The following is a 26,528-nucleotide window of genomic DNA, read 5'->3' as shown; positions in this document are numbered from 1 at the left end:
ATCTCGACGACATGTCCAAGGCCATCATCGAGAGCCTGCAGTCCGATGGCCGGCGCTCCTACGCCGGCATCGGGCAGGCGGTCGGGCTGTCCGAGGCCGCGGTCCGCCAGCGGGTGCAGCGGCTGGTCGACGGCGGGGTGATGCAGATCGTCGCGGTCACCGACCCGATGCAGCTGGGCTTCACCCGCCAGGCGATGATCGGGGTCCGCTGCCAGGGCGACGCGACCAGGGTGGCCGAGAAGCTGGCCAAGGTGGCCGCGGTGGATTACGTGGTGCTGACCGCGGGTAGCTTCGACATCATCGTCGAGGTGGTGTGCGCCGACGACAGCGAGCTGCTCGAACTGCTCAACACCGAGATCCGCGCCGTTCCCGGGGTGTCCTCGACGGAGACCCTGGTCTATCTCAAACTCGTGAAACAGCAATACAATTGGGGCACCCGATGACACTCGAGACAACCACCCAGGACCTCACCTCCGTACTGGACGCGAAGGCGGAGCGCTACCTGTGGGGCCACTTCGCCCGGCACGGCCGCGGGATCGCCCCGCCGATCATCGCCCGCGGCGAGGGCGTCTATGTCTATGACAGCTACGGCAAGCGCTACTTCGACGGCCTGTCGGGCCTGTTCAACGTCCAGCTCGGGCACGGCCGCAGGGACCTCATCGAGGCCGCCGCCAGACAGGCCGAGCAGCTGGGGTTCTTCCCGATCTGGTCCTACGCGACACCCCCGGCGATCGAACTGGCCGAGCGGCTGGCGCACTACGCCCCCGGCGACCTCAACCGGGTGTTCTTCACCACCGGCGGCGGCGAGGCCGTCGAGAGCGCCTGGAAACTGGCCAAGCAGTACTTCAAGCTGACCGGCCGGCCGGGCAAGTACAAGGTCATCTCCCGCGCGATCGCCTATCACGGCAGCCCGCAGGGGGCGCTGGCGATCACCGGCCTGCCGGACTTCAAGAAGCCGTTCGAGCCGCTGACGCCGGGCGGATTCCGGGTGCCCAACACCAACTACTACCGGGCGCCCGAGCCCTACAACACCGACATCAAGGCGTGGGGGCAGTACTGCGCCGACCGGATCGCCGAGGCCATCGAGTTCGAGGGCCCGGACACCGTCGCCGCGGTGTTCCTGGAGCCGGTGCAGAACGCCGGCGGCTGCTTCCCGCCGCCGCCGGGCTACTTCGAGCGGGTCCGCGAGATCTGCGACGAGTACGACGTGCTGCTGGTCTCCGACGAGGTGATCTGCGCGTTCGGCCGGATCGGGTCGATGTTCGCCTGCGAGGATTTCGGCTACCAGCCCGACATCATCACCTGCGCCAAGGGCATGGCCTCGGGCTACTCGCCGATCGGCGCGATGATCGCCACCGACCGGCTCTTCGAGCCGTACAACGACGGCAAGACCATGTTCGGGCATGGCTACACGTTCGGCGGGCACCCGGTCTCGGCGGCGGTCGCGCTGGCCAACCTCGACGCCTTCGAACGCGAGGGCATCAACGACCACGTGAAGACCAATGCGCCGATCTTCCGGTCCACCCTCGAGCAGTTGCTGGAGCTGCCGATCGTCGGCGACGTCCGCGGCGAGGGCTTCTTCTACGGCATCGAACTGGTCAAGGACGCGGCCACCCGGGAGACCTTCGACGACGAGGAGAGCGAGCGGCTGCTGCGCGGATTCCTGTCGGTGGCGCTGTTCGAGGCCGGGCTGTACTGCCGGGCCGACGACCGTGGTGATCCCGTCATCCAGCTGGCTCCGCCGCTGATCAGCGGCCCCGCCGAGTTCAACGAGATCTACCGGATCCTGCACCGGGTGCTCGGCGAGGCCAGCCGCCTGCTCTGAGCCGCCCCCCGCGCGGCTCCCCGGTTTCCGCCCCGATGTCGCCTACCCTGCGTGTCGATGGCGACATGGACCCTGCGGCGCCCGGCCGGACCGATCACGGCGACGGCCGCGGTCCTGCTGACGGCGGCCTGGCCGGCGGTGGCTCCGGCCTGGGCCGAGGAGAACTGCCCCTACCGGGTGTCCACGCCGCCCGCGGTGGACTCCTCGGAGGTTCCGACCGCCGGTGACCCGCCCCAGCCGCTGCCGGTGCCGGCCGCGCCGGTCGGCGGCGACGCGCTGGCCGGCTGCGGGGTCATCGTGGCCGCCGGCACCCCGCCCGTGCCCGGCGACGTCTCCGCCGAGTCGTGGCTGGTCGCCGATCTGGACACCGGCGACGTGATCGCCGCCCGCGACCCACACGGCCGGCACCGGCCGGCCAGTCTGGTCAAGGTGCTCACGGCGATGCAGGCCATCAACGAGCTCCCGCTGAACCGGATCGTCACCGGCACCCAGGACGACGCCAACGTCGAGGGCACCAAGGTCGGCGTCGATCCGGACGGCCGCTACACCGTCAGCGACCTGCTGCACGGCCTGCTGATGTACTCCGGCAACGACGCCGCCCACGCGCTGGCGGCTCAGCTCGGCGGCATGCAGGCCGCGCTGGGCAAGCTCAACGTGCTGGCGGGCAAGCTCGGTGGGCGCGACACCCGGGCGGCCACCCCGTCGGGTCTGGACGGCCCGGGGATGAGCACCTCGGCCTACGACATGGGCCTGTTCTACCGCTACGCCTTCAACAACCCGATCTTCGCCGACATCGTGCGCACCCGGACCTATCAGTTCCCCGACGCCCCCGACCAACCGCCCTACCCGGTGGAGAACGACAACAAGCTGCTCTACAACTACCCGGGCGCCCTCGGCGGCAAGACCGGCTACACCGACGACGCCGGCCAGACATTCGTCGGGGCCGCCCAGCGCGACGGGCGGCGGCTGGTGGCCGTGCTGCTGCGCGGAACCCGCCAGCCGATCGCGCCGTGGGAGCAGGCCGCGCGGCTGCTCGACTACGGTTTCGCCACCGCTCCGGGCACCAAGGTCGGCACCCTGATCGAGCCGGACCCGTCGCTGCTGCCGCCCAAGCCCGACGCCGGACCCGCCACGTCGGTGCCGGTGCTGACCGCCGACGCGCTGCCGATCCGGATCGGGGTTGCGGTGATCGGAACCGGTGTGGTGTTCAGCCTGATCATGGCTGCGCGGTCGCTGAATCAGCGGGTCGGGGCCCGGCCCTAGCCGTTCTTGTCGGACCCTCGAACTAATGTTCGATTCATGGAGATGCGCACCCCCGACGCCGAGGCGGTGATGGCTGCCCTGGACGCGGTCGAAACGGCCTGGGACAAGCTGGCCGCGCTGCCGGTCCACGCGCTGGGGCCGGGGCAGGTGCTGACGGTGCTGCACCGCCTGGAGACTCATCGGCGCCGCCAGCCCAGCACCGAGCATGCGCTGCTCGCTCACCTGCAGTCCCAGGCCACGCCGAAAGAGATGGGTGCCAAGTCCTGGCGGGCCGTGCTGTCCGACCGGCTGGGCATCAGCGGATTCGACGCCGGCCGCCGCATCGCCGAGGCCGACCAGCTCGGACCACGCCGCGCGGTCACCGGGGATCGCCTGGAGCCGGCGCTGCCGGGCACGGCGGCGGCGCAGGCCCGGGGCGAGATCGGCGCCGAGCACGTCACCGTGATCCGGTCCTTCATGGACCAGCTGCCGGCGGACATCGACCTCGGCACCCGCTCGGCTGCCGAATCCCAGCTGAGTGGACTCGCCGGCGGGCTGACCCCGGAGGGACTGCGCGATGTCGCCCGCCAACTGATGGGCTACCTCGACCAGGACGGCACGCTCGACGACGAGCGCGAGCACGCCCGCAAACGCGGTGTGACCCTGGGCCGCCAGGAACTCGACGGGATGAGCCGGATCTCGGGGTGGATCGATCCCGAACTGCGGGCGGCCCTCGACGCCATCTTCGCCAAACTCGCCAGCCCCGGCCACTGCCTCCCCGCTGGCCAGGGTGGCCCTGCTGGCCCGGGTGGCCCGTCCCAGGACCAGATCGCCGGCGACACCCGCAGCGCCGCACAGCGCACCCACGACGCCGTGAAGGCCGTCTGCCGGGCGATGCTGTCCTCCGGACAACTGGGGCAGCACAACGGACTGCCGGTCACCGTTGTGGCGACCGCGACGCTGGCCGACCTGACCGCCGCGGCCGGATCAGCCCACACCGGTGGCGGCACCCGCGTGCCGATCCCCACCCTTTTCGGGATGGCCGCCGAGGTCCACCCCTACCTGGTGCTGCTGCACAACCCGCGGGAGATCCAGCTCTACTACGGGCGCACCCGACGCACCGCCAGCGCTGGACAGCGCCTCGTCCTGCACGCACTGGAACGTGGATGCTCCAAGCCCGGCTGCACGGCGCCGGCCTATCACAGTCAGGTCCACCACGCCGAGCGCGACTGGCAGCACGGCGGAAACACCGACATCGCTGAGCTCACTCTGGCCTGCGGATGCGACAACCGGCTGGTCGACGGGACCCCGAACGGATGGAGCACCCGAAAACGCAAGAGCGACAACCGAACTGAGTGGATACCGCCACCGCACCTCGACCGCGGGCAGGCCCGCGTCAATGACTATCACCACCCCGAGGAGGTGTTACTGCGCGATCAGACCGCCGCGGAGGACGATCCCGGGTAGCGCTCGGCTGCCCACGCCGCAGCGAACAGAATCAGCCGCGCGGTGATGTAGGCGAACACCATCAGGCCCAGCACCGGACCGAAGGTGACGCCGGCCGGGCCGTGCAGCACCACCCGCAGGTAGATCGAACCGGCCTGCTTGAACACCTCGAATCCGACCGCCGCCAGCAGGCCCGCGCGCGCGCACCGGCGCAGCGCGATCGGGTCGTGTGGCAACCGGGCGATCATCGCGGTGAACAGCAGCCATGCCACCAGGATCGACAACACCAGCGAGCCCGCCCGGGCGAATCCGGTCAGCGTCAGCACCGAACCGGCCATCGCGCTCAAGCCGAGGGACAGCAGGCTGGCCAGGAACGCCACCACCAGGGCCGCCACATCGGAGACCTTGATGCTGAGAAAGCCCGGCGACGGAAAGTCCTGCCCCCACATCTGACTGAGCGCGGCGCGCACTCGCTGAATCCACAGCAACCCGACGTACAGCGCGGTGACCAGACCGATCACACCCACCGAGGTGCGCGAGGCGATCGCGGCGTCCATCAGGCTCAGGATCTGCTCACCGAACTCCCCGGGGACCGCCGCCTTGACCCGGCTGTCGATCTCGGCCAGTTGCTGCGGACGGCTGGCCAGGACGAACCCCACCACGGCGAAGCCGACCATCAGCAGCGGGAAGAGTGCGAAAAGGGTGAAGTAGCTGATCCCGGCGGCGTAGAAGTCGCCCTGGGACCTGTCGTAGCGCTGCTGGGCGCGCACCGCATGGTCCAGCCAGGGGTACCGGACCCGCAGTCGCGCCAGCAGGCCCATCAGCCGGCGGGGAGGAAGCCGAGCCGGTCATACACCCGGCCCAGGGTCCGCCCGGCGACCTCCCGGGCGCGCCCGGCGCCCTCGGCCAGGACGGCCTGCAGTTCGGCGGGGTCGGCCAGCAGTTCGTCCACCCGCCGCTGAATCGGGGTGACGTAGGCGACCACCGCCTCGGCGGTGTCGGACTTCAGATCGCCGTAGCCGCGGCCGCCGTACCCGTCGACGAGGGTGTCGACGGGTATGCCGGTGACCGCGGACTGGATGGCCAGCAGATTGGAGACACCGGGCTTGGCCTCGGCGTCGTAGCGGATCTCGCGTCCGCTGTCGGTGACGGCCGAGCGGATCTTCTTGGCGGTGATCGCGGGATCGTCGAGCAGGTTGATCAGGCCCGCGTCGCTGGCCGCGGACTTGCTCATCTTGGCGGTGGGTTCGGCGAGGTCGTAGATCTTCGCGCTCTGCCCGATCAGCACCTCGGGCACCACGAAGGTTTCCGGAAAGCGGGCGTTGAACCGCTGCGCGACGTCTCGGGCGAGCTCGAGATGCTGGCGCTGGTCCTCGCCGACCGGGACCAGGTTGGTGTCGTAGAGCAGCACGTCTGCCGCCTGCAGCACCGGATAGGTGAACAGGCCCACGGTCGCGGAGTCCGCGCCCTGCTTGGCCGACTTGTCCTTGAACTGCGTCATCCGGGACGCCTGGCCGAAACCCGTGAAACAGCCGAGCACCCAGGACAATTCGGTATGGGCGGGAACGTGGCTCTGCACGAAGATCGTCGCGCGGGCGGGGTCGATGCCCAGCGCGATGAACTGGGCGGCGGTGAGCAGGGTGCGCCTGCGCAGCACCGCGGGATCCTGCGGGACGGTGATCGCGTGCAGGTCGACCACGCAGAAGAAAGTCCGGTAGTCGTCCTGCAGGCCCACCCACTGGTTCACCGCGCCCAGCGCGTTGCCCAGATGCAGCGAGTCGGAGGTGGGCTGCACACCGGAGAACACGACCCCGGGTTGCGGGCGGCTAACGGGACTCGTGGGCGCGGTCATGGTGGAACAATCCTGTCATGCGCAGATTGCTCGCCCTGATGACAGTGATCCTGGCCGTGGTGACGGGCTGCTCGCGGTCCGACGGGCCGCAGAAGCGCTCCCCCGCCCAGGCCGTGGTGGTGGTCTCCGGGGGCGACGCGACCACCCCGTTCACCAGCCCGGACCAGGCCTGCGCCACCGGCCTGGCGGCCGGGGACAGCCTTACCGCGATCCGCGAGTACCTGCTGGGCAAGAGCTACCCGGTGTACACCGCGCCGGCCATGGCCGGCCGCGGACAGGTCGTCGACCAGACCGGCTTCGGGGCGTTCGGGGTGTGCCCGGTGACGCTGCCGGAGAATATGACCGTCAACTCCACCGGCAGTATCGACACCGCCGGCGAGCACCTGGCCCGGTTCGTCGGCTGGCTGCACAGCGAGAAGGGCGTCAACGAGGTGGACTTCGTCGCCCACTCGATGGGCGGTCTGTACTCGCGGGCGGCGATCCGGGTGATGGCGACCACCAGCAGCCCGGTGAAGGTTCGCTCACTGACGACCGTCGGCACGCCCTGGCAGGGCACGTACCTCTCGGACTACGCCAACGATCTCATCCCGATGTCGAAGTGCCAGGGCGACGCGTTCTGCGAAGCCCGCATGACCGAGATCAAAGCTCGTGTCACACAGACGATGTCGGGATCGGGCCGGGAAGTCAACACGGCCTTCCTGATGGGCAAGAGCGGGTGGAACGAGTTCCAGTCCGGCGTGCTCGACCAGATCCCGGTGGTGCTGCTCGGCGGCAAGAAGTTCACCGTGCAGGGACCGGCCGATCCGGCGGTGTGGCCCAACGACGGGATCGTCGCACTGGACAGCGCGCTGGCCAAGGACGTCGGTGATCCGGTGCTGCCGCACCGGCGCTGCCACACCTTCGACGACACCCACAGCATCGTGATCTCCAATGCGGCCGGACTGCAGTGGAGCACGGCCCTCACCTGGGATCCGGCGGCGTTCGAGGTGATCCGCCAAGCCCTCGAGGATGCGCCCACGGCGCTGAGCGGTGCCAACCGCGAGGGCTGCCCGGCGTCCTGAAAGCCGTCCCTAGCGGCGTTGGGTGGGCGCCAGCAGTCGGATCACAGTGTCGACGACCGCGTCGAGATCGGTGCCCAGCGCGCCGGACAGCCACTGCCGGGCGAGTTCGGCCATCGCCCCCGCGTACATGGAGGCACCGACCCGCTGAGCCAACCGGGCCGACCGGGACTCGGGAGCCGATTCGGGCAGCACCGATTCGAGCAGTTGCTGCTGGCTTGCCGCCCGGCGGGCGACGAGCACCGGGTTGGTGCGGCCCTCGGTGAACAGCACCCGGCCCCGGCGGGGATCGGCCGAACTGAAGTCCAGGGCGGCCCGGATCCCGGCCCGCAGCCGGGCCCGGTCGTCGGGCTGGTCGGCCATGGCCTTGTTCAGCGCGTCGATCAGGTCGGCGGAGACCTCGTCGTAGACGACGCCGAGCACTTCGTTGACATCGGTGAAGTTCTCGTAGAAGTAGCGGTTGTTGAGCTTGGCGCCCCGGCAGACCGACCGGACCGTGACGGCCGACTCACCCTCGGTGCCGAGCAACTCGAAAGCGGCCTTGACCAGCAGTTTGCGGCGCCCGGCGCGCCTTTCGGCGGGGGACAGTCCGGCCCAACGGGACGGGTGGGACATACGGGCAGCGTACCGGGATGATTCGGTGAATTTTTGGATACGGGTGTAGCCAACGATGCAAACCTGTGATAATTCTGGTAACGCGCGTTCCAAAAAGAAGAGAATCTCAGGGGGATCTCATGGATTCCATTGCTCGCGGAGCAGCGCGCGGGGCGGCGGCGGTCGCCCTCGGATTGGGCCTGGCCGTGGCGGCCGGCGCCGGCATCGGCCACGCCGATGCGACAGACAGTGCCGGCGGGGCCGATCAGACCGGCGGGGCCAATCAGGCCGGCGGGGCCACCAGCCCGAAGCCGACCAAGGCGACCGCGACGCGGTCCCGGCAGGCCAAGCCCGCGCCGGAATCCGTCAGCGAGGCGCCCGTACCGAACGGGGCCGCCCCGGACCGGGGCGCACCGACGCAGTCCCCGGTGGGCTGGGCCGCCCTCGCGGTGGCGCGGCGATCCGGGAGCGCCCAGCAGGGCCCGGCCGTCACCCCGGCGGCGGCCACCAGCACCGCGGCTAATGCCCGCGTCGACTACCGGGTCACCGACGACTGGGGCGCGGGTCACGTCGCCAGCGTGAGCGTCACGGCCGGCCAGGCCGCCCTCAACGGCTGGACGGTCGAGTTCGACACCCCCGCCCAGATCACCAACATCTGGAACGCGACCGTGGTCAGCCGGGTCGCCAATCAGACCGTGAACGCGGCCGGCAACCAGACCTACCACTACGTGATCCGCAACGCCGCCTGGAACGGCCAGGTCGCCAGCGGACAGGCCACCTCCTTCGGCTACCAGGCCACCCCCGGCGCCGTCGCATCCCTACCGACCGGTTTCACCGTCAACGGCACGCCGGCCTCGAACCCGAGCCAGACCCTGCCGGCGATATCCATCGCCGATGCGACGGTGAACGAGGGCAACAGCGGCACCAGTTCACTGGTGTTCGCGGTCACCCTGTCGCGGGCGTCGGCGACACCGGTCTCGGTGCGGTACGCCACGTCCGACGCCACCGCCGCGTCGAGCTCTGACTACACCTCAACGTCGGGCACCCTGACCTTCGCGCCCGGAGTGACGACGCAGAACATCACCGTCGGTGTGCGCGGTGACACCACCGTCGAATCCAACGAGACCCTCACCGTGACCCTGTCGAGCCCCTCCGGCGCGATCCTGACCAAGGCGACCGCCACCGGGACGATCACCAACGATGACACCGCCACGGCGGCAGGCGTTGTCTACAAGGTCACCGCACCCGGCCCGAACATCGTCGGCTTCAACCCGGCCCGCGACAAACTCGACTTCGGTGACGTCTCGGTGCACAACTTCATCGTTGTCGACACCCCCGAAGGTGTGGGCTTCCGCAGCCCGTGGACCGGAGAGACCGCGATCGTGCAGGGCGTGTCGCTGGGCCAGCTGACGATCGACAACTTCACCCCGATCATCAACGACCATCTGCGCCAGGACCTTTCGGGGGCGCTGGCCTGGGAACGTGGCGTGACCCCGGCACCGAACACCGTCTACGCCCGCTCCCACGAGGTCGGGCAGGTCGACCGGGTGGCCTTCAACCCGACCACCGACGTGGTGGACTTCCGCTATTTCGGCACCCGCGAACAGGTCTACCTGGTCGACAGCCCCGACGGCGTGATCATCTCGAACTCCAGCACCGGTCAGGCCCTGATCCTGCGCGGTGTCACCAAGTCGCAGCTGACCACCAAGAACTTCGTGTTCCACTTCGCGCAGGTTCGCGAGGACAGGGTGCACACCCAGCTCGGTCTGGGAGCCATCCCCGACGCCCAGATCAAGCCCCAGGGTGTGCCGGTGGCCGGCACCACCGTGTGGCCCACGTCTGCGGGCACGGGCGCACCCCCGGCCGGCACCGCCGGCACCACCACCGTGATCGCCTGGCGCTACGGGACCAATACGGCGCTGAACTTCGACCCGGCCAAGGACAAACTCGACTTCGGCTGGTTCAAACCCACCGAGTTCGACGTCACCGAGCAGGCCGGCTCGACCCGGATCGCCATCACCAACAACAACCAGACCTACACCCTCAACGGGGTGGGGCTGTCGGCGCTGACGACGTCGAACATCGTCGCCCTCGACAGCGGCACCCGGAGCAAGTGGCAGAACCTGATCTTCACCGCCTCCCAGCCGTCCACCACGCTGCCCAGCCTGACCGTCGCCGACGCCACGGTCACCGAGGGCAACTCGGGAACGACGCAGGCGGCGTTCGCCGTCCGGCTCTCCCGAGCCTCCACCGAGACGGTGACCGTCGGGTACACCACCGCCAACGGCACCGCGACGGCGGCCGGGGGCGACTACACGCCGGCGGTGGGAACGCTGACCTTCGCTCCGGGCCAGACCAGTGCGATCGTCAACGTCGCCGTCACCGGTGACCGCCTGGTCGAACTCAACGAGCAGTTCACCCTGAACCTGTCCAATCCGGTGAAGGCGACCATCGCCGACGGCCTCGGGGTGGGCACCATCGTCAACGACGATGTCGACTCGGCTCCGGCGACCCCGCCGGCGGTGTCGATCGCCGACCTCGCCGTCATCGAGGGCAACGGCGAGCACGCGCACTTCATGTTCAACGTCGCGCTGGACAAGGCACCGACCACCACCGTCACGGTGGGTTACTCGACCTCCGACGGCACCGCACGGGCCGGGGTCGACTACGAGGCCTCCTCGGGCACGATCACCTTCGCCCCGGGCGTGACCTCGCAGATGGTCCACGTCGGCATCATCGGCGACACGGTCAAGGAGTCCAACGAGACGTTCACCGTGACGCTGTCGAATCCGCAGGGCCTGACCATCGCCGACGGGTCGGCGATCGGGTCCATCCTCGACGACGACACGGGCACCCTCACCCCGGGTCTGAGCATCTCCGACGCGGTGGTGAGCGAACCCGGAGCCGGCGGTATCGCCCCCGGCTTCCTGCGCACCTCGGGCAACCAGATCCTCGACTCGCAGGGCAAGCCCGTGCAACTGTCCGGGGTGAACTGGTTCGGCATGGAGTCGACCACGTTCGCTCCGCATGGTCTGTGGACCCGCAGCTACAAGGACATGATCGACCAGATGTCGGCCAACGGGTTCAACACGATTCGACTGCCCTTCTCCAGCGAACTGGTGCGGACAACTGCCGCCGCCAACGGGATCGACTTCTCGAAAAACCCTGATCTGCAGGGACTTTCAGGCCTGCAGGTGATGGACAAAATCGTCGACTATGCCGGACAGAAGGGTATCCGGATCATCCTCGACCACCATCGCAGCAGCGCGGGTGCGGGCACCTCGGAGAACGGTCTGTGGTACAACAGCCAATACACTGAGAACGCCTGGGTCGCCGACTGGCAGACGCTGGCGGCACGCTACAAGAACAACCCGACGGTGATCGGCGTCGACCTGCACAACGAGCCCTACAACGGCACCTGGGGCGGCGGCGGGGCCACCGACTGGGCGCGTGCGGCCGAGCGGGCGGGCAACGCGGTCCTCGCGGTCAACCCGAATCTGCTGGTGCTCGTCGAGGGTATCGGTACCTACCAGGGCCAGAACTACTGGTGGGGCGGCAACCTGATGGGTGTCAAGGACCGCCCGATCGTGCTGAGTGTGCCCAACCGGGTCGTCTACTCCCCGCACGACTACCCCAATTCGGTCTTCCCGCAGCCGTGGTTCCAGACCGCCGACTTCGGCGCCGGCCTGCCGGCGAAGTTCCGCCAGATGTGGGGCTACATCTACGAGAACAACATCGCCCCGATCTATGTCGGCGAGTTCGGGACCAAACTGCAGGATCCGAAGGATCCGGTCTGGTTCGAGGCCATCACGTCCTACATCTCCGGGGACTTCGACAACAACGGCACCATCGACATCCCGGCCGGTACCGAGGACATCAGCTGGGCCTTCTGGTCATGGAATCCCAACTCCGGGGACACCGGCGGCATCCTGGCCGACGACTGGAACACGGTCAACCAGACCAAGCTGTCCTACCTCAAGCCGATCCAGTTCGGGACCGGCGGCAGCGCGCTGGCGGTGTTCACCCTCACCCTGGCCGCGCCGTCCACCCAGACGGTCACGGTGCGCTACACGACCGCCAACGGGAGCGCGACGGCCGGCAGCGATTTTGTGGCCACGTCGGGCACGGTGACGTTCGCGCCGGGCGAGACCCGGAAGACGGTCGCGGTCCCGGTCCTGGCCGACACCGTGGCCGAGGCGGACGAGACGTTCACGGTCACCCTGTCGAACCCGGTCGGGGCGACCGTGATCGACGGGTCGGGGCTGGGGACGATCACCACCGCGACGAGCACCACCACGGGCGGCACCACCACGGGCGGCACCACCACGACCGGCGGCACCACCACGACAGGCGGCACCACCACGACGCCGACACCGACTGGTACGGGTTCCTACACCGACATCATGTCGTTCGGCATGTTCCATGGCAGCAGCCACACGGGCATGGACGCCCTGGCGGGCGGACGCACCGCCATCACCACCGAGGCCCTGGTCGCCTACAACAATCTGCGCGGCTTCGCCGGGCTCGCCCCTACAACCATCGACAAGGTCGGCACGTGGGCCTTCGCCAACAGCCTGACGAACAACCCCGAGGCATGGGGCAACGATGTCCAAGGCGTCGGGCTGTTCTACGCGATGCAGGGCGCCAAGGTCGGCTGGATCGCCGACGCCAAGTACAACCCCCAACTCATCGCCGACATTGAACGGACGGCCCGGCTGGGGTCGACCGCCGACGTGATGACGATGGTCGCAACATACGGCCATGCCGGCTACGCCAAGTACCTGACCGACAACGGCTACGTGACCGCCTTCGTCAACACCTTGAAGATGGAACCGCACTACGGCGGCTGGATGCACGATCGCGCGAACGGCCGGCTGGTGATCGAAGGGGCCGCCACCTCCCACGACGTCAATCACCTGACCGTGCTCAGCCACGACCAGAAACAGCCGTTCATGAACGACACCTGGGACTACCCCCAGTGGCCGGCACTGACCGTCTCCAACCAGCGGGTGATCGAGTACTACCAGAGCATGGTCAGCCTCGGTGACCCGCGCGGCTCCAATCTGACGACCCTCAATCAGCCCAGGGCCGCGGCGGTCATCTAGTCGAACCGGGGTCAGAGCGCTTTCTTGAGGTTGTCGGCCAGAGTCGCCAGGAACTGCTCGCTGGTCTGCCAGGGCTGGGACGGGCTGATCAGCAGTGCGAGGTCCTTGGTCATCTGACCGCCCTCGACGGTGGCGATGACGACCTCCTCGAGGGTCTCGGCGAACTCGATCACCTCGGGGGTCCCGTCGAGCTTGCCGCGGTGCTCCAGCCCGCGGGTCCAGGCGAAGATCGACGCGATCGGGTTGGTGGAGGTCGGCCTGCCCTGCTGGTGCTGCCGGTAGTGCCGGGTGACCGTGCCGTGCGCGGCCTCGGCCTCGACGGTCTTGCCGTCCGGGGTCATCAGCACCGAGGGCATCAGGCCCAGCGAGCCGTAGCCCTGCGCGACGATGTCGGATTCGACGTCACCGTCGTAGTTCTTGCACGCCCACACATAGCCGCCCTCCCACTTCAGACAGGACGCCACCATGTCGTCGATGAGCCGGTGCTCGTAGGTCAGGCCGCGCGCGTCGAACTGCTCCTTGTACTCCTCGTCGAAGATGCGCTGGAACTCGTCTTTGAACATGCCGTCGTAGGCCTTGAGGATGGTGTTCTTCGTCGACAGGTACACCGGGTAGTTCTGCTGCAGGGCGTAGGAAAAGGTGGAGTGGGCGAAATCCTGGATCGACTTCTTGAAGTTGTACATCCCCATGACCACCCCGCCGTCCTCCGGGATGCGCACCACCTCGTGCACGATCGGCTCGCTGCCGTCCTCCGGGGTGAAGGTCAGGGTGACCGTGCCGGGGCGGTCGACCTTGAAGTTGGTGGCGCGGTACTGGTCGCCGAAGGCGTGCCGGCCGATGACGATCGGCTTGGTCCAGCCGGGCACCAGCCGCGGAACGTTCGAGATCACGATGGGGGCGCGGAAGATCGTGCCGCCGAGGATGTTGCGGATCGTGCCGTTGGGCGACAGCCACATCTTCTTGAGGTTGAACTCCTTGACCCGGGCCTCGTCGGGGGTGATGGTCGCGCATTTGACGCCCACGCCGTGCTTGAGGATGGCGTGGGCGGAGTCGATGGTCACCTGGTCGTCGGTGGCGTCGCGGTTCTCAATGCCCAGGTCGTAGTACTCGAGGTTGATGTCGAGGTGGGGCAGGATCAGGGACTCCTTGATCAGCTTCCAGATGATCCGCGTCATCTCGTCGCCGTCGAGCTCGACGACGGTGCCCTTGACCTTGATCTTCATCAGCGACGCCCATCCTCCTCCGCCGGGCGGGCGAGCACCCGCCCGGCCCACATTACTGGCGGGGGACCGGTGCCGTGCGCTAGGCTCAGAACCGGTCATGAGCGCCAGCGTCAAGCCCCGGCTTGCTGGCCGGCAACCCTCCAACCGCGGTGGGGTGCCCCGGGTGATGACCAGGTTGAGCAGCCTACGGAGGCTGCACGGCAAGCGCGGGTCCGCCAGCACGGGCCCCCAGAGCAGACAGGGAAACCTTATGCACGGCACCTACTGCAGGCTTTCTGCCCCACGTCACTGTCGCTGAGCGCGCCGGCGCCGCAGTTCGCCACGCGTGGCGATGAGCCGTGCCCGACGCGCAGCAGTCCCGACGTCCCCGCCCCACGAGGAGCCCACCGGTATGACCGACCCCACCGACACCGATCGCTGGTCGTTCGAGACCAAGCAGATCCACGCAGGACAGCAGGCCGACCCGGCCACCCACGCCCGCGCGCTGCCGATCTACCAGACCACGTCCTACCTCTTCGACAGCACCGACCACGCCGCCGCACTGTTCGGGCTGGCCGAGCCGGGCAACATCTACACCCGGATCATGAACCCGACCACCGACGTGGTCGAGCAGCGCATCGCCGCCCTGGAGGGCGGGGTGGCCGCGCTGTTCCTCGCCTCCGGCCAGGCGGCGGAGACCTTCGCGATCCTCAACATCGCCGAGGCCGGCGATCACATCGTGTCCAGCCCGCGGCTCTACGGCGGCACCTACAACCTGTTCCACTACACGCTGCCCAAGCTGGGCGTGGCGACCACCTTCGTCGAGGATCCCGATGATCTGGACTCGTGGCGCGCGGCGGTGCGCCCGAACACCAAAGCCTTCTACGGTGAGACCATCTCCAACCCGAAGATCGACCTCCTGGACACCCCGGGGGTATCGGCGGTGGCGCACGACCACGGGGTGCCGCTCATCGTCGACAACACCATCGCGACGCCGTACCTGATCCAGCCGATCACCCAGGGCGCGGACATCGTCGTGCACTCGGCGACCAAGTACCTCGGCGGACACGGCACCGCGATCGCCGGGGTGATCGTCGACAGCGGCAACTTCGACTGGGCGGCCTCGGGCCGGTTCCCCGGCTTCACCGTGCCCGACCCCAGCTATCACGGCGTGGTCTTCGCCGAACTCGGCCCGCCCGCCTACGCGCTCAAGGCCCGCGTGCAACTGCTGCGCGACCTGGGTTCGGCCGCCGCGCCGTTCAACGCCTTCCTCGTCGCCCAGGGCCTGGAAACGCTGAGCCTGCGCATGGAGCGACACGTGCAGAACGCGCAGGCGGTCGCCGAGTTCCTGGCCGCCCGTCCCGACGTCACCGCGGTCAACTACGCCGGGCTGCCCGACTCGCCGTGGTACGAGCGGGCCCAGCGGCTGGCCCCCCGCGGTGTCGGCGCGGTGCTGGCGTTCGAGCTGGCCGGCGGGGTCGAGGCGGGCAAGGCCTTCGTCGACGCGCTGCGACTGCACAGTCACGTCGCCAACATCGGCGACGTGCGCTCCCTGGTCATCCACCCGGCCTCGACCACCCACCAGCAGCTCTCCGCCGACGAGCAACTGGCCTCGGGCGTCACCCCCGGGCTGGTGCGACTGGCGGTCGGACTTGAGGGCATCGACGACATCCTGGCCGACCTCGAGCTCGGGTTCGCCGCCACGAGATCGGTGGCCGGCGTCGCTGCGAGGAGCCGGGCATGACGCTGTCCTACGAACCGACCGACACCCTGCCCGCCGAGGGTGAGATCGGCGTGGTCGACATCGGCCCGCTGACGCTGGAGAACGGCGCGGTCCTCGACGATGTCTCGATCGCCGTCCAGCGCTGGGGCGAACTGTCCCCGGCCCGCGACAACGTCGTGGTCGTGCTGCACGCGCTGACCGGCGACTCCCGCATCCCCGGCTGGTGGGACGGCATCGCCGGCCCGGGTGCCCCGATCGACACCGACCGCTGGTGCGCGGTCGCCACCAACGTGCTGGGCGGCTGCCGCGGCTCGACCGGGCCGAGCTCGCTGGCCCGCGACGGCAAACCCTGGGGCTCACGCTTCCCGCTGATCACCGTGCGCGATCAGGTCAACGCCGACGTCGCCGCGCTGGCGGCCCTGGGCATCACCGAGGTCGCCGCCGTGGTCGGCGGCTCGATGGGCGGCGCACGGGCCCTGGAGTGGATGGTCGGCTACCCCGACCGGGTGCGCGCGGCACTGGTACTCGCCGTCGGCGCCCGGGCGACCGCCGACCAGATCGGCACCCAGAGCAATCAGATCGCGGCCATCACCGCCGACCCGGACTGGCAGGGCGGGGACTACTACGGCACCGGCCGCTCCCCCGATACCGGCCTCGCGCTGGCGCGGCGGTTCGCGCACCTGACCTATCGCGGCGAGGTCGAACTGGACACCCGGTTCGGCAACGACCCGCAGGGCAGCGGGGCGGACCGGGAGGATCCGCTGGGCGGCGGCCGCTACGCGGTGCAGAGCTACCTCGAGTACCAGGGGGCGAAGCTGACCCAGCGCTTCGACGCCGGCAGCTACGTCGCGCTGACCGAGACGCTGTCCAACCACGACGTCGGGCGCGGACGCGGCGGGATCGCGGCCGCACTGCGGTCCTGCCCGGTGCCGGTGGTGGTCGGCGGCATCACCTCCGACCGGCTCTACCCGCTGCGCCTGCAGGAGGAGCTGGCCGAGCTGCTGCCGGGGTGCACCGGACTGCAGGTGGTGGAGTCGATCTACGGACACGACGGATTCCTGATCGAGATCGAATCGGTGGGGCGGTTGATCCGCCAGACACTGGACCTCGCCGTTGACTGACGGCCGGCACGTCCGATCGCTGTCGTTCGGCTCCCAGGCCGCGGCCTACGAACGGGGCCGCCCGTCCTACCCGCCCGAGGCGGTCGACTGGCTGCTGCCCGCTGACGCGCGCGACGTCCTCGATCTGGGGGCCGGCACCGGCAAGTTGACCACCCGCCTGGTGGAACGCGGACTGACCGTGACGGCGGTCGACCCGATCGCCGAGATGCTGGAGGTGCTGCGCTCGGCGCTGCCCGAGACGCCCGCGCTGCTCGGCTCCGCCGAACAGATTCCGCTGCCCGACAACACCGTTGACGCCGTGCTGGTGGCGCAGGCCTGGCACTGGTTCGACCCGCAGCGGGCGGCGGCCGAGGTGGCCCGCGTGCTGCGCCCGGGCGGGCGACTGGGTCTGCTGTGGAATGTCCGCGACGAACGGCTCGGCTGGGTCCGGGAGTTCGGCGAGATCGTCGGGCTGGAGCACGACTGGGCTACCACGACCGTCGAGTTGCCCGAGCCGTTCACCGAGGTGCGGACCCACCGGGTGGAGTGGACCAACTACATCACGCCGCAGGCGCTGATCGACTACGTCGCCTCGCGCAGCTACTGCATCACCTCACCGGCGGAGGTGCGCACCCGCACCCTCGAGCAGGTGCGCGAGTTGCTGGCCACCCACCCCGCACTGGCCGGCAGCGACGGCCTGGCGCTGCCCTACATCACCGTCTGCGTGCGCGCCACGCTGGGCTGACGCGATCAGCTGGTGCCCAGCGGGTCGATGGTCCAGGCGATGTAGACCACCGCGGCACAGACGGTCGCCATGGTCGCGACGTCGATCCCGCGGGAACGCACCGCGAGCAGCCCGGCGCGGTCCTCGGGCAGCAGCAGCCGCAGCCCGGCGGCCACCCCGACCCCGATCCCGATCAGCAGCGCACCGCGGCGCCAGAACCCCGCCGCGACGAGCACCAGGGCGATCGCGAAGATGGCCACCACCGTCAGGATCGGCCACTGGGCCCGCACCCTCTCCCGGACCGTCATCGGGATTCCGCGAGTTCCACCACGTTGGTCAGCAGGAACGCACGGGTCAGCGGACCGACCCCGCCCGGGTTGGGCGAGACGTGGCCGGCCACCTCCCACACGTCGGGGGCCACGTCGCCGGTGAGCTTGCCGTCCACCCGGCTGACACCGACATCGACGACCGCCGCCCCCGGACGCACCATGTCGGCGGTCAGCATGTGCGGCACCCCGACGGCGGCGACGATGATGTCGGCCTGACGGGTCAGCACGGAAAGGTCACGGGTTCCGGTGTGGCACAACGTGACCGTCGCGTTCTCGCTGCGCCGGGTCAGCAGCAGGCCCAGCGGGCGGCCCACCGTGACACCCCGGCCGATGATCACCACGTGGGCGCCGTCGAGCGCCACATCGAAGCGGCGCAGCAGTGCCACAATGCCGCGCGGGGTGCACGGCAGCGGCGCGGGTTCGTTGAGCACCAGCTTGCCCAGGTTCGTCGGGTGCAGCCCGTCGGCGTCCTTGGCCGGATCGATGCGCTCCAGCGCGGCGTTCTCGTTGAGGTGGCGCGGCAGCGGCAGCTGCACGATATAGCCGGTGCAGTCCGGGTTCTCGTTGAGCTCGTCGATGGTGTCGTCGAGCTGGGACTGGCTGATGTCGGCGGGCAGGTCGCGGCGGATCGAGGTGATGCCGACCTTGGCGCAGTCGGAGTGCTTGCCCTTGACGTAGGCGTGCGAGCCGGGGTCGTCGCCGACCAGGACGGTGCCCAGGCCGGGAGTGGCGTCCCGGGCGGTCAGGGCGGTGACCCGGCCCGCCAGGTCGGCCAGGATCTCGTCACGGGTGAGCTTGCCGTCCAGGCTGAGTGCGGGCACGGCTACATTCTGCATATGGACGCCGTCCCCGACGTGCTCAGCCCGGCCAAGCTCGGCCCGCTCACCTTGCGCAACCGGGTCATCAAGGCGGCGACCTTCGAGGCCCGCACGCCGCAGGCGCTGGTCACCGACGACCTGATCGCCTTCCACCGGGAGATGGCGGCCGGCGGGGTGGGAATGACCACGGTCGCCTACTGCGCGGTCAGCCGCGGCGGACGCACCGACGGGACCGGGCTGTGGATGCGCGACGAGGCGCTGGACGGCCTGCGGCGGCTGACCGACGCCGCGCACGCCGAGGGCGCGGCGATCAGCGCGCAGATCGGTCACGCCGGCCCGGTGGCCAACTCCCGGTCCAACCGGGCGCCCGCGCTGGCTCCGGTGCGCTTCTTCAACCCGCTGTCGATGCGCTTTGCGCGGCATGCCGGCGAGGCCGACATCGCCGAGGTGACCGCCGCGCACGCCCGCGCCGCGCGCTATGCGATCGAGGCAGGCTTCGACTGCGTCGAGATCCACCTGGGCCACAACTATCTGGCGAGTTCCTTTCTGTCGCCGCTGATCAACCGGCGCACCGACGCCTACGGCGGATCGCTGGCCAACCGCGCGCGGTTCGCGCGCGCGATCGTGAACGCGGTGCGCGCCGAGGTGAACCGCGGCGGCGGCCCGGCGATCGCGGTGACCGCCAAGCTGAACATGTCCGACGGGGTGCGCGGCGGCATCACGGTCGAGGAGGCGCTGCAGACGGCGCTTTGGTTGCAGGACGACGGCGGATTGGACGCCCTGGAACTGACCGCGGGTAGCTCGCTGCTCAACCCGATGTATCTGTTCCGCGGGGATTCCCCGATCAAGGAGTTCGCCGCGGCCTTCAAACCCCCGCTGCGCTGGGGGTTGCGGATGACCGGGACGAAGTTCCTGCGCGAGTATCCCTACACCGACGCGTTCCTGATGCGCGACGCCGCACGCTTCCGCAGCGAACTGAGTATGCCGCTGATCCTGCTGGGCGGCATCACCGACCGCACGACGATGGATGCGGCGATGGCCGCGGGCTTCGACTTCGTCGCGATGGGCCGGGCGCTGCTCGCCGAGCCGGATCTGATCAACCGCCTCACCGCAGCCGGCACGGCGAGCTCCGTCAAATCCCTGTGTACGCATTGCAACAAATGCATGCCGACGATCTATTCGCGCACGCGCTGCGTCCTGACCGGGGCTCCTGGACGTTAGAGTAGCGCCGATGAGCGCACCCCTGCTGACCGTGCAGTTCGACGGTTCGCCGCGCACGGTCGCGCCCGGCAACGACGTGGTGATCGGACGCGACCTGCGGGCGGACGTGCGCATCGCCCACCCGCTGGTGTCCCGGGCCCACCTGGTGTTGCGTTTCGTCCCGGGCACCGGGCGCTGGGTCGGCGTCGACAACGGCTCGCTCAACGGGATCTTCGTGCACGGCCGGCGGGTACCCGAAGTCGACGTCGCCGACGGTTCGGTGGTCAACCTCGGCAACCCCGACGGACCGGCGGTGAGTTTCCAGATCGGTCGCTACCAGGGGTCGGCGGGTCGGCCCCCGCAGATGTCGACGGCGCCGATCGCACCGCCGGTGTCAGCGCCCCAATCCGTTGGGCGGCCCGCGGTGAGCCCGATGCCCGCCGACGCCGCACCCACCAAGATGGGTCCCGCGCCGGTTCGCGCGGCGTCCGGTCAGGGCACCTCCAACCTGGCGACGTCGATGCTCAAGATCCTGCGGCCCGGCTCAGCGCCGCCGGCGCCGCCGGGGTCGCTGACCATCGGGCGCGCGACCGACAACGACATCGTCATCCCCGACGTGCTGGCCTCGCGCCACCACGCCACCCTGATCCCGACCCCGGCCGGCACCGAGATCAGGGACAACCGGTCGATCAACGGCACGTTCGTCAACGGGTCGCGGGTCGACGGTGCGCTGTTGAACGAGGGCGATGTCGTCACCATCGGCAACGTCGATCTGGTGTTCACCGGCGGCACCCTCACCCGGCGACCCGAGGCGGCCGTCGTCGCGACCGGCGGGCTGGACGTGCGCGCGGTGACGTGGACCATCGAGAACAACAAGACCCTGCTGGAGAACATCTCCCTCACCGCGCGGCCCGGCACGCTGACCGCAGTGATCGGCCCGTCCGGGGCGGGCAAGTCGACGCTTGCGCGGCTGATCGGCGGCTACACCCATCCGACCACCGGCACGGTCAGCTTCGAGGGCCACAACATCCACGCCGAGTACGCCTCGCTGCGGTCCCGGATCGGGATGGTGCCCCAGGACGACGTGGTGCACGGCCAGCTGACGGTCAACCAGGCGCTGATGTACGCCGCCGAACTGCGGCTGCCGCCGGACACCACCATCGAGGACCGCCGCCAGGTGGTCGCCCAGGTGCTGGCCGAGCTGGAGATGACCCAGCACGCCGACACCCGGGTGGACAGGCTCTCCGGCGGGCAGCGCAAACGCGCGTCGGTGGCGCTGGAGCTGCTGACCGGGCCGTCGCTGCTGATCCTCGACGAGCCCACCTCGGGTCTGGATCCCGCGCTGGACCGGCAGGTGATGACGATGCTGCGCCAGCTCGCCGACGCCGGCCGGGTGGTGCTGGTGGTCACCCACTCACTGACCTATCTCGACGTGTGCGACCAGGTGCTGCTACTGGCCCCGGGCGGCAAGACCGCGTTCTGCGGGCCGCCGGCCGGGATCGGCCCGGCGATGGGAACCACCAACTGGGCCGACATCTTCTCCGGCGTCGCCGGGGACCCGAAGGGCGCCAATGATCGCTACGTCGCGCTCAGCGGGCCGCAACCCGCCCCGCCGCCGATCGAGGAGCCCTCGGAGCTGGGTGAACCGGTGCACACCAGCCTGCGGCGGCAGTTCTCCACGATCGTGCGCCGCCAGGCCCGCCTGATCGTCTCCGACCGCGGCTACTTCGTGTTCCTGGCGGTGCTGCCGTTCATCATGGGCGTGCTGTCGCTGGCGGTGCCCGGCGACGTCGGGTTCGGCGTACCCGACCCGATGGGGACCGCACCGAATGAGCCGGGGCAGATCCTGGTGCTGCTCAACGTGGGGGCGATCTTCATGGGCACCGCGCTGACGATCCGCGATCTGATCGGCGAACGCGCGATCTTCCGCCGCGAACAGGCAGTCGGGCTGTCCACGACCGCCTATCTGCTGGCGAAGGTGTGCGTGTACACCGTCTTCGCGATCGCCCAGTCGGCGATCGTGACGGCAATCGTGCTGTGGGGCAAGGGATCTCCCACCCAGGGAGCGGTGGCGCTGGGCAATCCGGCGCTGGAGCTGTTCGCCTCCATCGCAGCGACCTGTATCGCCTCGGCCAACCTCGGGCTGCTGCTCTCGGCGATCGCCAAGACGAGCGAGCAGATCATGCCGCTGCTGGTGGTGGCGATCATGAGCCAGCTGGTCTTCTCCGGCGGGATGATTCCGGTGACCGACCGGCTGGTCCTCGACCAGATGTCCTGGCTGACCCCGGCCCGCTGGGGCTTCGCCGCCTCGGCGTCCACGGTGGACCTGGTCACCCTGGTGCCCGGGCCGCTCACGCCGAAGGACCGGTGGTGGGAGCACACCGCGTCGGCGTGGTGGTTCGACATGGCGATGCTGGCCGGGCTCAGCGCGGGCTATCTGCTGGCGGTGCGCTGGCGGATCCGGCTGCGCGGGGCGTAGGGGCGAGGTCTCTAGTCGGTGGCCAGCGCCGCCTCGGCGTCGCGCTGCAGGTCGATGTAGGCCTGCTCGCTGACGTCCACGGCCACACCCCGGATGGTCCCGCCGGTGAATCGTCCCGGGTTCTGGTACTGCTCGGAGACGTTGTCACCGCTGTCGTAGCCCACGCACAATCCGTCGCCGGAGAGGGTGAACTTGCCGATCTGGGCGCGCATCGGCCCGGTGGCCACCGGCTTGCCGTCGACATAGAGCGTCGTCGTCCCGATCGACTCGCCGTACTGGCCGGCTTTGTCCCGGGTGAATTCCATTCCCAGCGAGTGTTTCCCGGGCGTCAGCGGCTGGGAGACGAAATCCTGCTCGGGCTTGATCCCGAGGAAGTTGTAGACGTAGTGCAACCTGCCGTCCTTGACGAACAGGGTGTGACCGCCGAACCGGGATCCGTGGGCGAAGATCACGCCTTCGGGATTCTGATCGAGTTCGACGTTGGCGATGATCTTGTAGGAGCGGCCCCGCACGCTGACCGCGACACCCTCGGGCACCGGAGCGGTGTCGGGGTAATAGAGGTACCGGGTCCGCGGCGGTTCGGCCTGGGGCCGCTCGATCGTCAGCTGTTCGGTCGCCGGGCGGTCATCGAGCGGCAACACGAAGTTGTTCTTGGCCTCCTCGAACCAGGCGGCGATCAGCTCCTGGAGCTTGTCGGGGTTCTGATCGGCGACGTTGGTGGACTCCGAGCGGTCCTCATCGACGTGATAGAGCTCCCAGCGATCGGAGTCGAAGTTCCCCTTGCCGCTGAGCGGAGCGTGCAGCGCGGCGGCCTTCCAGCCGTCCTGCCAGATCCCCCGGGTGCCCAGCATCGCGTAGTACTGCCGCTTGCGGGTCGTGGGCGCCGCCGCGTCGTCGAAGCTGTAGCGCATCGACACCCCGTTGAGCGGGTATTGCTTGATACCCCGGTACTCGCCGGGCATCTGCAGACCGGCGACGTCGAGGATGGTCGGCGGGACGTCGATCGCGTGGTGGTACTGCTGGCGCACCTCCCCCTTGGCCTTGATGCCCTTGGGCCAGGAGATCACCATCGGGTCGCAGGTGCCGCCGGCGAATTGGGAATAGCGCTTGAACATCTGGAACGGGGTGGAGAAGGCGACCGCCCAGCCCGTCGGATAGTGGTTGTAGGTGTCGGGGCTGCCGAGGGTGTCGAGGTATTTCATGTTCTCCGACAACTCGTCGGGGTAGCCGTTGAAGAACTTGTTCTCGTTGACCGAGCCGTTCGGCGAACCCTCCCCCGACGCGCCGTTGTCCGCGCAGTAGAAGATCACCGTATTCTCCAGCTGCCCGGTCTGTTCGAGGTAGTCGACGATCCGGCCGACCTGCGCGTCGGTGTACTCCGAGAAACCCGCGTACACCTCGGCCATCCGGGTGAACAGTTTCTTCTCCTCGGCGTTGAGCGAGTTCCACGGTCGCACGGCGTCGGCGGCGACGGCGACGTCGTCGGGTAGCGGGTTGATCGGAGTCAGCTTGGTGTCCTTGGGCAGCACGCCCTTCTCGATCATCCGGGGCAGCACCCACTCCCGGTATGCCTCGTAGCCGTCGTCGAACTTGCCCCTGTACTTGTCGATGTACTCCTGCGGTGCGTGGTGCGGGGCGTGGTTGGCGCCCGGGCAGAACCACAGATACCAGGGCTTGGAGGGGTTGCTCGACTTCTGGTCGCGCAGCATCCGGATCGCTTGATCGGCAAGGTCTCTGGATAGGTGGTAGCCCTGCCCTGGCGGGTAGGGCTGTTCGACGAAGCGGTTGTCCTCGACCAGGTCGGGGTACCACTGGTTGGTTTCCCCGCCCAGGAACCCGTAGTAGCGGTCGAAGCCCTTCTGCAGCGGCCACTCCGACTTGCTGCCCCCGCTGGATACGTCCTCTTCGGGGACGTTGTGGTTCTTGCCCACCCAGAACGTGCTGTACCCGTTGTCCTGCAGCACCTGCCCGATGGTGGCGCACTGTTCGGGTAACCGTGCCGCCGCCCCCGGGAACCCGTTGGATCCCTCGGTGATCGCGGCGAAGCGGTTGACGTGGTGGTTGCGGCCGGTCAGCATGCAGGACCGCGTCGGCGAGCACAGGGCGGTGGTGTGCCACTGGGAGTACATCACCCCGTTGTCGGCCAACCGCTGCATGACCGGCATCTCGATGCGGCCGCCGTAGGGCGACCACGCCGCCAGGCCGGTGTCGTCGTAGAGCACCACCAGGACGTTGGGCGCGCCCTCGGGCGCGCGGGTGAGCTCGAAGGGCTTCCAGTCCGCCGTCGAGTCGCGCACATCGAGGGCGATCTTGCCGTCGAAGCCCTCGTTGATCCCGGTCCCGTAGCCCGGTGGGCCGTCCCCGCCCGGCCCGGCGCCTTCCTTGGAGCCGCAGCCGGCGACGAGGCTGGATGCGGCCACCGCACCCGCGCCGGCGGCCAGACCGCCGAGCATCTGGCGCCGGGAAATGTTCAGCTCGGTCATTCTCACCAGGGTGGACCCCTTAGTTGGCACTGTCTTGGCTTCGGGCGAAAAGGAATGCGGCAGACTTGTTCGCGGGGACAAAACTCGAGGGAGCGAGATGGGGTTACCGGAGGCGAGCGCCGCGCGGCAGTGGCTGGAGGAGTTCAGCCGGACCGCCGAGGACCGGGAAACCCTCGACTACCTTGTCGACATCCTCGACGACCGGATCGTCGAGGAGGTGCCGGAGTTCCGCGACCCCGTCCTGCGCGCGGAGTTGCACGCCAGCAGCCGGTCGCACTGGAAGGGTTTTTTGGCGGTCGTCAGCCGCGACACCATCGAGTTCACGGCGACACCCCAGATCTACGGGCTGGCCCGCACCCTGGCGCGGCGCGGTTTCGACCTGACCGTGCTGCTGTCGGTCTACCGGGCCGGCCGCAACGCCACCTGGGACTTCATCACCGAAACGCTGAACGAGCAGGTGGGCGACCCGGCGATTCGCTCGGCGGTCCTGATGCAGTTCTGGACGCACGCCGCCTACTGGATCGACACCGCGGTCGAGTCGCTGATCGTGGTCTTCACCGCCGAACGCGAGCAGTGGCAGCGCGGCACGCTGGCCCGCCACGCCGAGACCGTCAAGGCGGTGCTGGCCGGTCAGTCCGTCGACGTCGAGGCCGCCGTGCTGAGTCTGGGCTACCCGCTGCGCCAGCACCACACCGCGTTCGTGCTCAGCGTCGGTGAGACCGTGCCCGACGCGGACGTCCAGCGACTGCTCGAGACGGCGGCGCGCGCGGTCAGCACCGGTCTCGGCAGTGCCCGGCCGCTGATGATTCCGTGCGGCGCGCGCACGGCGTGGTGCTGGGCGGCGACACCCGGGCAGTCCGAGACCCTCGACGCCGCTGTCGCCGAGACCCTGCACCCCTTCGTGCGGGCGGCGGTCGGCGGCTGCCACGCCGGTCTCGACGGGTTCCGCCTCTCCCACTGCGAGGCCGTTGCCGCCCTCTCGGTGGCGGACCCGACGGCAGCCGTCACCACCTTCAGCGATGTCGAAATCGCCTGCATGGCGGCGGGAATCCTCGACGAGGACGCCAGGTCGGCCTTCGTGCGCCGGGAACTCGGCAGCCTGGCCGGCTTCGACGAGACCTCGGAGCGGCTGCGCCAAACCCTGCGGGTCTATCTGGCCAACGGCGCCGACGCGGCTGCCACCGGCGAGCAGTTGAGGCTGCACGCCAACACCGTGCGCTACCGGATACGCCAGGCCGAGAAGGCCATCGGGCACCCGATCCAGCAGCGGCCCGGGCGCACCGAACTGGCGCTGGAGATCATCAGCGTGCTGGGGATTTCGAAGTAGCCGGGTCTGGGTACCCGGACC

At 69.3% G+C, this 26,528-nt stretch carries 19 protein-coding genes and 1 riboswitch; of the genes, 12 read left to right on the top strand and 7 right to left on the bottom strand.

What is annotated here, in order from left to right:
- Nucleotides 1-11 precede the first annotated feature (11 nt).
- The 4 genes from ACKOB8_RS15045 to ACKOB8_RS15030 are packed head-to-tail and all read left to right on the top strand — an operon-like array spanning nucleotide 12 to nucleotide 4,534.
- Nucleotides 12-443, top strand: coding sequence for an Lrp/AsnC family transcriptional regulator (locus ACKOB8_RS15045; protein WP_526378692.1), 432 nt, complete (start codon nucleotides 12-14; stop codon nucleotides 441-443).
- Nucleotides 440-1,825 carry an aspartate aminotransferase family protein gene (locus ACKOB8_RS15040; protein ID WP_526378650.1) on the top strand — a complete coding sequence of 462 codons (1,386 nt, stop codon included), beginning with the start codon at nucleotides 440-442 and terminating at the stop codon, nucleotides 1,823-1,825. Before ACKOB8_RS15045 ends, ACKOB8_RS15040 begins: the two co-directional genes overlap by 4 nt.
- A 57-nt stretch (nucleotides 1,826-1,882) precedes the next feature.
- Nucleotides 1,883-3,088 carry a D-alanyl-D-alanine carboxypeptidase family protein gene (locus ACKOB8_RS15035; protein WP_526378648.1) on the top strand — a complete coding sequence of 402 codons (1,206 nt, stop codon included), beginning with the start codon at nucleotides 1,883-1,885 and terminating at the stop codon, nucleotides 3,086-3,088.
- Between the two features lie 42 nt (nucleotides 3,089-3,130).
- Entirely contained in the window at nucleotides 3,131-4,534 is a 1,404-nt protein-coding gene (locus ACKOB8_RS15030; protein WP_526378690.1) for an HNH endonuclease signature motif containing protein, read from the top strand.
- Here ACKOB8_RS15030 and yhjD read toward each other — a convergent pair.
- Nucleotides 4,504-5,334 carry an inner membrane protein YhjD gene (yhjD, locus tag ACKOB8_RS15025; RefSeq protein WP_526378646.1) on the bottom strand — a complete coding sequence of 277 codons (831 nt, stop codon included), beginning with the start codon at nucleotides 5,332-5,334 and terminating at the stop codon, nucleotides 4,504-4,506. The genes ACKOB8_RS15030 and yhjD overlap by 31 nt on opposite strands.
- Nucleotides 5,334-6,365, bottom strand: a complete 1,032-nt coding sequence (gene trpS, locus ACKOB8_RS15020) for a tryptophan--tRNA ligase (protein ID WP_526378644.1) — start codon at nucleotides 6,363-6,365, stop codon at nucleotides 5,334-5,336. Before trpS ends, yhjD begins: the two co-directional genes overlap by 1 nt.
- A 17-nt stretch (nucleotides 6,366-6,382) precedes the next feature.
- Here trpS and ACKOB8_RS15015 point away from each other — a divergent pair, with 17 nt between their 5' ends.
- Nucleotides 6,383-7,426, top strand: a complete 1,044-nt coding sequence (locus ACKOB8_RS15015; RefSeq protein ID WP_526378642.1) for an esterase/lipase family protein — start codon at nucleotides 6,383-6,385, stop codon at nucleotides 7,424-7,426.
- Nucleotides 7,427-7,435: 9 nt separating this feature from the next.
- Here ACKOB8_RS15015 and ACKOB8_RS15010 read toward each other — a convergent pair whose 3' ends face one another.
- Nucleotides 7,436-8,038, bottom strand: coding sequence for a TetR/AcrR family transcriptional regulator (locus ACKOB8_RS15010; protein ID WP_526378640.1), 603 nt, complete (start codon nucleotides 8,036-8,038; stop codon nucleotides 7,436-7,438).
- A gap of 119 nt (nucleotides 8,039-8,157) precedes the next feature.
- Here ACKOB8_RS15010 and ACKOB8_RS15005 point away from each other — a divergent pair, with 119 nt between their 5' ends.
- A complete protein-coding gene (locus tag ACKOB8_RS15005; protein ID WP_526378638.1) occupies nucleotides 8,158-13,122 on the top strand; it encodes a Calx-beta domain-containing protein in 4,965 nt (1,654 codons plus the stop codon).
- 11 nt (nucleotides 13,123-13,133) lie between these two features.
- Here ACKOB8_RS15005 and ACKOB8_RS15000 read toward each other — a convergent pair whose 3' ends face one another.
- Complete coding sequence (locus ACKOB8_RS15000) at nucleotides 13,134-14,345, bottom strand: NADP-dependent isocitrate dehydrogenase (RefSeq protein ID WP_526378636.1); 1,212 nt, start codon at nucleotides 14,343-14,345, stop codon at nucleotides 13,134-13,136.
- A 93-nt stretch (nucleotides 14,346-14,438) separates the two neighbouring features.
- A riboswitch (SAM riboswitch) is annotated at nucleotides 14,439-14,558 on the top strand.
- Between the two features lie 178 nt (nucleotides 14,559-14,736).
- On the opposite strand from ACKOB8_RS15000, the gene ACKOB8_RS14995 reads away from it, so the two are divergent.
- The 3 genes from ACKOB8_RS14995 to ACKOB8_RS14985 are packed head-to-tail and all read left to right on the top strand — an operon-like array spanning nucleotide 14,737 to nucleotide 17,892.
- Nucleotides 14,737-16,068: a bifunctional o-acetylhomoserine/o-acetylserine sulfhydrylase gene (locus ACKOB8_RS14995; RefSeq protein ID WP_526378634.1), complete on the top strand. Its 1,332-nt coding sequence runs from the start codon at nucleotides 14,737-14,739 to the stop codon at nucleotides 16,066-16,068.
- Nucleotides 16,065-17,168: a homoserine O-acetyltransferase MetX gene (gene metX / locus ACKOB8_RS14990; protein WP_526378632.1), complete on the top strand. Its 1,104-nt coding sequence runs from the start codon at nucleotides 16,065-16,067 to the stop codon at nucleotides 17,166-17,168. Before ACKOB8_RS14995 ends, metX begins: the two co-directional genes overlap by 4 nt.
- Nucleotides 17,161-17,892 carry a class I SAM-dependent methyltransferase gene (locus ACKOB8_RS14985; RefSeq protein ID WP_526378630.1) on the top strand — a complete coding sequence of 244 codons (732 nt, stop codon included), beginning with the start codon at nucleotides 17,161-17,163 and terminating at the stop codon, nucleotides 17,890-17,892. Before metX ends, ACKOB8_RS14985 begins: the two co-directional genes overlap by 8 nt.
- Before the next feature lie 5 nt (nucleotides 17,893-17,897).
- Here the strand turns inward: ACKOB8_RS14985 and ACKOB8_RS14980 are convergent, their stop codons facing one another.
- Together ACKOB8_RS14980 and ACKOB8_RS14975 are read right to left on the bottom strand one after the other, a co-directional pair.
- Nucleotides 17,898-18,179, bottom strand: coding sequence for a DUF3017 domain-containing protein (locus ACKOB8_RS14980; RefSeq protein ID WP_526378628.1), 282 nt, complete (start codon nucleotides 18,177-18,179; stop codon nucleotides 17,898-17,900).
- A complete protein-coding gene (locus ACKOB8_RS14975) occupies nucleotides 18,176-19,021 on the bottom strand; it encodes a bifunctional methylenetetrahydrofolate dehydrogenase/methenyltetrahydrofolate cyclohydrolase (protein WP_526378626.1) in 846 nt (281 codons plus the stop codon). The genes ACKOB8_RS14980 and ACKOB8_RS14975 overlap by 4 nt, the downstream gene beginning before the upstream one ends.
- Nucleotides 19,022-19,036: 15 nt before the next feature.
- Between ACKOB8_RS14975 and ACKOB8_RS14970 the strand changes: the two genes are divergently transcribed.
- Together ACKOB8_RS14970 and ACKOB8_RS14965 are read left to right on the top strand one after the other, a co-directional pair.
- On the top strand, nucleotides 19,037-20,239 hold the full coding sequence (locus ACKOB8_RS14970; RefSeq protein WP_526378624.1) for an NADH:flavin oxidoreductase: 1,203 nt from the start codon (nucleotides 19,037-19,039) through the stop codon (nucleotides 20,237-20,239).
- Nucleotides 20,240-20,249: 10 nt separating this feature from the next.
- The gene (locus ACKOB8_RS14965) at nucleotides 20,250-22,697 is read left to right on the top strand and encodes an ATP-binding cassette domain-containing protein (protein WP_526378622.1); all 2,448 of its coding nucleotides are present in this window, start codon (nucleotides 20,250-20,252) and stop codon (nucleotides 22,695-22,697) included.
- An 11-nt stretch (nucleotides 22,698-22,708) separates the two neighbouring features.
- Here the strand turns inward: ACKOB8_RS14965 and ACKOB8_RS14960 are convergent, their stop codons facing one another.
- Nucleotides 22,709-25,180, bottom strand: a complete 2,472-nt coding sequence (locus ACKOB8_RS14960; protein WP_526378620.1) for an arylsulfatase — start codon at nucleotides 25,178-25,180, stop codon at nucleotides 22,709-22,711.
- A 97-nt stretch (nucleotides 25,181-25,277) separates the two neighbouring features.
- Between ACKOB8_RS14960 and ACKOB8_RS14955 the strand changes: the two genes are divergently transcribed.
- Nucleotides 25,278-26,507, top strand: a complete 1,230-nt coding sequence (locus tag ACKOB8_RS14955) for a PucR family transcriptional regulator (protein WP_526378618.1) — start codon at nucleotides 25,278-25,280, stop codon at nucleotides 26,505-26,507.
- The last annotated feature ends 21 nt before the right edge of the window (nucleotides 26,508-26,528 follow it).

Origin of the sequence: Mycobacterium sp., from assembly GCF_046091765.1 — a bacterium.
Lineage (GTDB): Bacteria > Actinomycetota > Actinomycetes > Mycobacteriales > Mycobacteriaceae > Mycobacterium.
Note: the sequence above shows the minus strand (reverse complement) of the source record. Positions and strands in the feature narration are given on the sequence as shown.